The 8,246-nt window shown below is 30.9% G+C and carries 6 protein-coding genes and 1 pseudogene; 4 read left to right on the top strand and 3 right to left on the bottom strand.

Annotation, left to right across the window (positions count from 1 at the left end; genetic code table 11):
* Positions 1-903: 903 nt before the first annotated feature.
* Entirely contained in the window at positions 904-1,245 is a 342-nt protein-coding gene (locus tag AC1DIT_RS25795) for a YolD-like family protein (RefSeq protein WP_016113512.1), read from the bottom strand.
* A pseudogene (locus AC1DIT_RS25790) lies at positions 1,238-2,170 on the bottom strand (DinB/UmuC family translesion DNA polymerase); the annotation flags it as partial. The pseudogene AC1DIT_RS25790 and the gene AC1DIT_RS25795, both read right to left, overlap by 8 nt.
* A 334-nt stretch (positions 2,171-2,504) precedes the next feature.
* Between AC1DIT_RS25790 and AC1DIT_RS25785 the strand changes: the two are divergent.
* The 4 genes from AC1DIT_RS25785 to AC1DIT_RS25770 all read left to right on the top strand — a co-directional run bounded on the left by AC1DIT_RS25785 (position 2,505) and on the right by AC1DIT_RS25770 (position 7,505).
* Positions 2,505-3,260, top strand: coding sequence for an ABC transporter ATP-binding protein (locus tag AC1DIT_RS25785; RefSeq protein WP_033671298.1), 756 nt, complete (start codon positions 2,505-2,507; stop codon positions 3,258-3,260).
* A 23-nt stretch (positions 3,261-3,283) separates the two neighbouring features.
* Entirely contained in the window at positions 3,284-5,254 is a 1,971-nt protein-coding gene (locus AC1DIT_RS25780) for an ABC transporter permease (protein WP_033671299.1), read from the top strand.
* A gap of 78 nt (positions 5,255-5,332) precedes the next feature.
* Positions 5,333-6,922 carry an ATP-binding protein gene (locus AC1DIT_RS25775; RefSeq protein WP_016113517.1) on the top strand — a complete coding sequence of 530 codons (1,590 nt, stop codon included), beginning with the start codon at positions 5,333-5,335 and terminating at the stop codon, positions 6,920-6,922.
* The gene (locus AC1DIT_RS25770; protein ID WP_044880852.1) at positions 6,891-7,505 is read left to right on the top strand and encodes a response regulator transcription factor; all 615 of its coding nucleotides are present in this window, start codon (positions 6,891-6,893) and stop codon (positions 7,503-7,505) included. The genes AC1DIT_RS25775 and AC1DIT_RS25770 overlap by 32 nt, the downstream gene beginning before the upstream one ends.
* Positions 7,506-7,936: 431 nt before the next feature.
* Here AC1DIT_RS25770 and AC1DIT_RS25765 read toward each other — a convergent pair.
* Positions 7,937-8,246, bottom strand: a 310-nt coding sequence (locus AC1DIT_RS25765; RefSeq protein ID WP_476998505.1) for a DDE-type integrase/transposase/recombinase, incomplete at its 5' end; no start/stop codon positions are given.

Genomic DNA, 8,246 nt, shown 5'->3' with positions numbered 1-8,246 from the left:
GTAGTTGCTAAATAGTGAGCTTACATGAATGCTTTTAAAAGTTCTTGAACGAATGGAAGTGCTCCACCTACAAATTTTAAAACTGTCATTGCGATTGTCATATTATTTCCTCCTCTTTTGTTGTTGCTAAGATGTGATTTATCTTTATGCTTTTATTATAGTAAGCGCTTACATTTACATCAATATATTTTTATATGTAATATTGCATATGGAGGGTAAGGTCACGAAATATCACATTTTCGCATTAAGACATGTATTGGAAATTAATTGTTCCCTAAAACAAAAAATGAACTGAATTCTTATAGATAACTGTGGTGAGATAAAATTTTTGTTTTGGGGTACTTCAAAATATTAAGTTGATGGATGTGTGATGTTACGCTCTGAAGTGAAAGTAAACAAATATGTAAAAGTTTACTTTCATTTTTAAAAACATTTACAACTAATTTTGTAATAAATTTCTCAATATAGATGTAACTGTTATCTATGGTTTTGATATTAAAAAATATAATATAATAAAAATAAGATGGTTATTACCCTTTGTTTTACTCCTTATGCTGAAGATAAGATTATATTCTCTGATCTTATCTCTTTTCTTTCTAGAAATTTAATGCAAAAAAATAGAATCCTTATCATAAGGATTCTTGCAACAGGAAATAACAAAATATAAATAAAAAAAGGATTACTTATATTATAGTGCATATAACGATAATATAATATTGAGAAATGTTTCCATAAATCCAGTATGTATTACGTAGCAAGTGTAGAGATCGCCTGTTTGAGGTCACCTTAAGGATTTTATAATACCCTTAAATACAAAAAACGTTATCCTTTCTAAATAAGCTAGATTAGAAAGGATAATGTCTTTTTTGCTTTATGGATAGCGATGTAGCGAACCCCTTTTACTTACTTAACATCAATAATATTAATAAATTTAAGGATATTCTTTCTATAAAAAGCATCTGTACATATTACAGCACTATTTAGCGGATCGATATCCGTTACGGTCATATAACTAGTAAGCAAATGGCCGTCCTCATAATATGTAATCAATATTTCTTCTTCAGAAAGCAAGGAACATAGTAATATATTCTCTATACGTTCTTTTTCTTCCTGAGTTAAAATCGGTCGTTCCACTTTTGTCTTTTCTTTAATAATTTGACTGATACCAGCGAATTGCTCCGGAATCGCAGCGAATCCTTGCCACTTGACCATTCCTCTCCCTTTTGGCATATTAGCGTTATTCACATTTATGTCCTCCTAACAATGTGTTTCTGTATCTTGCTGTAGCACTATTTGTATACGAAATCCCTCTTAAGATGCTGTTTTTCCCAAACTTAGTGCGTATCTCATCCATTACCTTCGTTAATTTCATTTCTTTTTCACGTTGTATTACGTTATCAAAAAGGGAAATTTGTTCTTCACCCTCATTAATTAAGTTTGTTAAAGAAACATTAATTGATCTGATTGGTTCACCAGTATATAACTCATGTAAAAAGTATGTACAACTATGATAAATATCCATTGTTAGATTGGTTGGGCGGTTTAAAGTGTGTGTTTTTCTAAAACCACCAGCGTAACTTTTGCTGTAACCAATGGAAAAATGAATTGTTTGAGCGAGTTTGTTTTGTCTTCTTAATCGATAACAAACTTCCTCGATATGTTCCAGTAGGATAATCGGAAATTCTTCTATCGTGTAATCACGCATGAGTATTTGGCTTTTTCCGATAGAAGTTGTTGCCGTCATATATTTTTCTGAAATACGGCTAAAATCAATTCCGTTGCTATGCAAGTGCATCTCGTCGCCAATGACACCAAAACTTTGTTTTAGATATTTAAGAGGATAATCAGCTAAGTCTCCTATCGAATGAATACCTTTTCTGTTTAATTTAAGTTCTGTCTTGTGTGAAATCCCCTAGAATTTACTTAATGGTCGTATGGGCCATAATTTTATGGGTACATCTTCGTACTTCCAGTATGCAATGCAGTCTTTCGTTTTCTTAGCTTCTACATCTAAAGCAATTTTGCTCATCAAAGGATTAGGACCAATTCCTATCGTACATTCAATACGTGTATGCTCATAAATCTCACGTTTGAATTTCAATGCAAATTCATAAGGATTATTAGCATACAGATGAATACTATCCGTAATATCCATGAAAAATTCATCTATTCAGTTGTCAATATTTTTTCTTATTTAATACACTATTTAAATTCTTAGTAATAGGGGCGCTATCTCATCACCATCAAGTTAATAAATTTGTGGCTTCCTAAACTGAAAAAAGTGAGCCAGATTCTCGTAATTCATTAACTGTAGAAAGAAAAATTTCGTTTTAAAGCTGTTTTTTATCACAAAAACGGTCATTTATGGAGACATTTTTATAAACTGGACAGGTTTGTGGTGCAAAGTACAGGGGTATGAGTAGAAGGTTGCGCTTTTTACTCATGCTTCTTTATATATCAAAGGATAAACTTAGTATATTGATAGATTGAAAGGAGCAAATATGATGAATGCATTAGTATCTGCAAAAAATGTAACAAAGATTTACAACAAGAATCAATTACCTGGACTGAATAAAGTATCTTTTGATATTGAATCGGGTGAATTTATTGGCATTATGGGGGCATCTGGATCTGGGAAGACAACTTTATTAAATATCCTATCAACCATTGATACGCCTACAGATGGAGATGTTTTTATAAATAATGTTGATATTAAAACACTTAATGATAATAAATCTGCAGATTTTAGGAAAGATCATTTAGGCTTTATTTTTCAAGAGTATTTTTTACTTGATAGTTTAACAGTGAAGGAAAATATTGCTGTGCCACTTACTCTGTTAAAAAAATCCCCAAAAGAAATTGAATCGGCAATAGAAAATTTAGCAAAGCGTTTTGGGATATTCGAACAATTATCCAAGTACCCTAGTCAACTTTCTGGAGGGCAAAAACAAAGGGTTGCAGCAGCAAGAGCGATTGCGAAACAGCCAAGTATTTTATTTGCAGATGAACCGACAGGTGCGCTAGATTCAAACTCTGCAACAGAACTACTTCAAAAACTAAGAGAGGTAAATGAGGAACTTCACACTACAATTTTAATGGTGACCCATGACGCTTATGCAGCAAGTTTTTCAAGTAGAATCCTAATATTCAAAGATGGGAATATTATAAAAGAATTAAGAAAAAATAAACAGGATAGAAAAGAATTTTTTGAAGAGATATTAAAGGAAATCTCTAAAATTGATGAAAATCGATATAACTAAGAGTATGAAAGGAAGGCATGACTGTGGGATTATTAACAATAGCAAAAAAAAATCTGAAGAATAACTTTTCCTTCTATTCGTTCTATTTCGTTTCAGTAGCTTTTGTGCTGATGGTGTTTTTCTCCTTTATTTCTTTTTCCATGAATGATATTATCATGGAAAAGATTTCGTCTGATGGTAGAGTAGAAACAATGTCGAGAACGGTGGCAATCTTTGTTATGACATTTGTACTATTCTATATGTCATACTCCAATACTTTCTTTATGAAAAAAAGAATGAAAGAACTTGGAATTTATTCGCTCTTAGGGTATCGAAAGTCAACAATGCTAAAACTATTAACCTTTGAAAATATTATAATTTGTTTTGCTGCTCTAATTGTAGGAATCGCTTTTGGTGCTATTACTCATAAAGGAATTGTCGAAGTGATAGTCAGAGTACTAAAATTACAAATCGATACTTCTGAAGTGCCACTTATTAATCCCGATGCGGTACTATTTACCTTTGTTTTTATATTTGCTGTTTTGACTGTTTTATTTTTATCAAACTGGATAATTCTTCGAAAAAGTTCCTTACTGACTTTGGTACGTATGGAAAAAAAGGAAGAAAAGAAGGTAAAAATCAATACAGCTTTCTCGTTACTGGGATTATTCTTGATTTTAATTGGTTATTTCTTAGCTATTGATATTACAAGAGGAACTAAATCATTGTGGAAAACGATAGGATTTTCACCAATCGCGCTTTTAACAATGTTAAGTGTAATACTAGGGACAATTTTCTTTATTCACTCTTTTTTACCATATGCCATTCAAAAATTGAAGAAAAAGAAAACATGGTTTTATAAGGAATCGAATATTATTATCGTTCCAAACTTTATATTTAAAATCCGTTCGAAGGCAAAAACTTTAATTTTGTTAACTTTATTAGCTGCAGGAACTTTGGCTATATTCGGTTCCACTATATTGACGCTTTACTATCCAGTTGCTGCTACAGAACGTATCGTACCGTCAGCTATTGAGTTCCCGTTGGAAGATAAAGAATTGGCTACTAAAGCAATTAAAACTGCACAAGATACTGTTGGTAAAGAAAATATGAAATACAAAGAAACGACTATTATTCACGGAACATCCTCTTCTGACAATTTGCCTAAAGAATATAGTATAAAGAAAGAACACGGATTTGATCTTATCTCCGAGTCGGATTACAGGGAATTAATAAATATTCAGGGCAAAAATGTAGACTTTGAGAATTTAGCTAAAAATGAAAGTATCTTAGTAAAATATCGACCTGAAAAAGAAAAGCTAGATAAAGGGAAAATACATACTTTGAACTTAACACCTACAAATAACGTGGATATAAAAGTAAAAGACACCACATTACTTAATCCAATTGGATTTGCAAATAGTGTAGGAACCCTTATTATTTCAGATCAACTTTACAAAGAAATAAAAAACTTAGGGCTTACAGAAAAGCCTATGATGAGCTTTAATGGAGCAGATATGAGGGATAACAAGCAAGTTTATGAAAACTTAGCTCCACTATTTAAAAATAATATTTATTTTACAAGTAGTTACCAAAAAAATGATTACATTATTCAGCAGAATAGCTCAACATTCTTGCTCATTAGTTTTGTTACTATCATCTTCTTTATTGCAACAGGTAGTATTCTCTATTTCGATAACCTTTCGAGCATGATGTCAAACAAAAACGAATTTATAATTTTAAAAAGAATGGGGTATAACAAGAAAAAGATAAAAAGAATAATAAGTAAAGAAGTTTTTACGTTATTTAGCATTCCTTACGTATTAGGGTTAGCACATAGTATTTTTGCACTGATAGCCTACAAAACGGCTTTAATGGATGACTTATTAGGAAAAAGCAGTGCCTTTATATTACCTATTCTTTTTGCAGTAATTATTTTTACTGTGGTGTATATCATTTATTATTTGTTAACAAAAAGAGCATGTTATAAAATCATATTTAACGATAAAAAGTGAAAATCTACAGATAAAGCTGATGATAGTCAACAAACATCAGCTTTATCTGTATTTAATCTAGTAAAGGTAAGTGAGTTTATGAAAAAGTACTATGAGCAAAAACAAATTTTTATTTTAATTAATCAACTTTGTATGATTATTTTTTTATGTTACGAATTTTTGCAGAACAATATTATAGGAACAGCAAAGTTACTCCCATTAATGCTTATAACGATAATGTCCATTTATGGGGCATACATCAGTTTTGTAAACATAAAAAACAATAACACGCTATCACAATTTTCTAATTTGCTACTTTTTGCTTCATGGCAGTTTTTACTTACACTTAATGAGGGGAAAATTTTTCATACACTAAGTATGCTACTTAGTGTAGTGATTCTATATAAGATAGTACAATTTTTGCTCCTGTTCTTTTTCCAAGATTCTATCTATACTTATAAAAAAGAAAAAGATTGGATTTTACAGATTACATGTTTATTAACATTGGTTGCGAACTTGATAAACGATAGAATATTTGCCATTCTATTTTCATGTCAATGGATTTTTAGTTTTAGTTGTATTATTTTTCTGTTCCTGCAGCATCGAAAACGAATTAAATTTGTCTTTAAAAGTGAAAAAAAGCATTTATTCAAATCTGTTACTATTCTTATTTTTCCCTTTATTGTATATGCTATGTTATTTGCGGAGAGCCCAGAATATTTAAGTAATTTAGGGTGGTATATCGTGATCCTGTTACCCCTATTTAGTATTCATGCAATAGCTTTTAAAAACCATATATCTATGAGGCAATATTTTCTCTTAAAAGAAGGTAAAATGGGCTTAATGTTTTTATGTTTTCTTATTTTTCTTAGTTCGCTTGGGGTATTGTTTAGATTTAATATGATTACCTATTTCATCATTATACATACAGTTTTTTGGTTTGTTCAGCTTTATTTCACGTTATTATTTCAAGACACAAAAAATACTATCTTAAATTTGGATACAGAAGAACTAAAGACCTTGCCAGAGAGCTCTTACGTTCATAATCTCGTACAGATAGCCAAAGAGGAAAAAATAAAAAGAGATTTTTCTGATTATTTACACGATGAAGTATTACAAGATATATTAGCTGTTAAAAATATGATGAATAAATCTAACAAAGAAGAAATTCATGAAATGATAGTAGAAACACTGGGCAATTTAAACCAGTCAATACGCGTACAAATGCAAGAGTACCATCCAACCCTATTAAAAACACTCACATTAAAAGAAAATTATAGCAATTTGCTTGAGATGATACAGCAAAAATATGGAATGAAAAATATTGATATATCTTTTGAGTGTAAAGAAAATTTATTTTTAGTTGAACCCTATCATCTTGTTATATATCGAATTTTAAAAGAATTGGTAACGAATGCATTCAAACATTCGAAATGCTCAAAGCTAGTTTTGAGTTTGACACAAGAAAATGGCGAAATAGAACTTATAGTAAAAGATAATGGTAAAGGCCTGATGGCTACTGAAACAGGCGTTCTTAATGGCCATAGGGGATTGAATTCGATTAAAGAACAGCTATTTTTATTAAACGGTAAAATGACAATTTCAGAGTGCAATCCTTCTGGTTTATGCGTTACTATTCTTATTCCCATGAAAGGAGATGATTCCTATGAATATTTTATTAATAGATGATCATGCTTTGTTTGCAAAAAGCTTGGAGATAGCCTTGGAGGATTATCCTGAAATAGACCAATTCCATTCATTACAAAATGTTGAAAATGTCATTACAATTATCAATGAGTTTAAACCAGACATTACTTTATTAGATATTAATTTAAGTAACATCAGTAGTGAAGATGGCTTAGAGGTAGCAAAAATTATTTTAAATAGTAAGTGTGATACGAAAATAGTTATATTAACAGGCTATGATTTACCTGTTTACCAGTATGAAGCTCAAAAACTAGGTGTAAGTGGTTTTATTAATAAAAATATTTTACCAGGAGCATTATTACAAATATTAAATGAAATTAATAGGGGCGCGTGCCATTTTCCAATATCTACGGACAATGTAGAGGAATTGACCAATAGCGAAAAACAAATTTTACAATTACTATGCGATGGCTATAAGCGTAAAGAAATTGCTTCTATGTTATATGCTAGTGAACGTACAATTTCCAATCATATTCAACACATATTTGATAAGTTGGATGTTTCATCCTCATTAGAAGCAGTAACCAAAGGAATAAAATTAGGATATATTCAGCCTAATTATTAAAAATAGTTCATTAAACTAATAGCTTTAAGCAAAAAGAAAAACGGAGCGTGACAATCACAAAGATGAAAGTCACGCTCGCGTTGCTTTATAGATTAAGTATACAATATCCGAATTTTGTCGGCAGGCCTTCTTATTGGATTTATAGTACTACTTTTTATTTTCTTCTAAAGTACTGATCCCATTATTAACTTGGTCATCTAGTAATTCATTAACCTTTATCCCCCGAACATGAAGCGCTCTTAATAATTTCAAATATTTGTACAAAAGTTTTTCATTCTCCTTCTTTTGTTCCTCATATTCGTTTATAAACACCCGACTTCTAGATGTCTCTAGTTCTAATTTTTTCTGTAGATTAGTCATCTTTGTTGGTTCTGGTGCAAATACTTAGGAAAGATATAAAGAGGCGAAAAATTTCCTAGTGGAATCTAGTCTTAAGCAGCAATTCCAAATAGTTGATGGATGAACTCCACTTGATTTTGGACAGACTTGTCCAGTAAAACAAGTTGCCCTTTTTTCACCATATGCATAGCTTCTATTCCAGAAATAATGGATGTAGCTGTGCGAAAGGATTTCAATCCTAACATCGAACGAACTCGCTTTTTAATAAACCGATGATCTTGTTCCACTATGTTATTGAGATATTTCACTTGCCTTAGTTGGATGCCTAATGGCATCTTTTTTTCTTTTCTCAATTCTTCAACTGCTATAGGGTCTTTTCTCAATTCTTCAACTGCTATAGGG

Source organism: Bacillus sp. 05T22 (assembly GCF_056396765.1).
This window is presented reverse-complemented; position numbering and strand designations above follow the sequence as displayed.

Coding starts and splice junctions, on each gene's coding strand:
- AC1DIT_RS25785 (WP_033671298.1), top strand. CDS start 2,505: ATGAATGCATTAGTATCTGCAAAAAATGTAACAAAGATTTACAACAAG.
- AC1DIT_RS25770 (WP_044880852.1), top strand. CDS start 6,891: ATGATTCCTATGAATATTTTATTAATAGATGATCATGCTTTGTTTGCA.
- AC1DIT_RS25775 (WP_016113517.1), top strand. CDS start 5,333: ATGAAAAAGTACTATGAGCAAAAACAAATTTTTATTTTAATTAATCAA.